Here is a 527-nt window from a genome sequence, read left to right on the forward strand (position 1 = left end):
TTTCGGGTTTTTCCGTTTTATCAACTAATCCACCCACGGCCTCTATTCCGCCGTAAGCAAAAATGGCGAATACCACAAATGACAGCATGGACAGACCGGACTGATATCCCGGATTAGGCGAGGAAATGAAATTAATATCCTGAGCAAAGTGGCCACCNNCAGAACTAAATTAAGACACATTACGGCAATTCCGCCTACTGCCGTAATACGCGCAATCTTATTAATACCCCGGGATGCCACACAGGTCACCAGAATCATCCAGCCAACGGCGAGCAGTCCGACGACCTGCGTAGGCTCAAGCCCCGCGATACGCCAGTGCTGGGTCATGTCTGCGCCAAATAAGAAGGTTGAAAAAGGTACCCAGACTTTCGCGGCAGTACTGACCATCCAGATAACATAGGAGGAGAACCACATAAAGGTGCCGATAAAGGCATAGCGAGGTCCAACGCTATTATTCATCCACGAATAGATTCCACCCTCTTCTTTCCGATAGGCGGAACCCATTTCCGCCATCATTAAAGCAAATG

Annotated in this window: 1 pseudogene; it reads right to left on the reverse strand. The window is 49.0% G+C overall.

Annotated features, from left to right (window positions below):
• Window positions 1-527: pseudogene (locus FDX22_RS19960) on the reverse strand (amino acid permease); the annotation flags it as partial.

The sequence above is a fragment of the Citrobacter sp. TBCS-14 genome, from assembly GCF_005280805.1.
GTDB classification, from domain to species: Bacteria; Pseudomonadota; Gammaproteobacteria; order Enterobacterales; family Enterobacteriaceae; genus Citrobacter; species Citrobacter gillenii.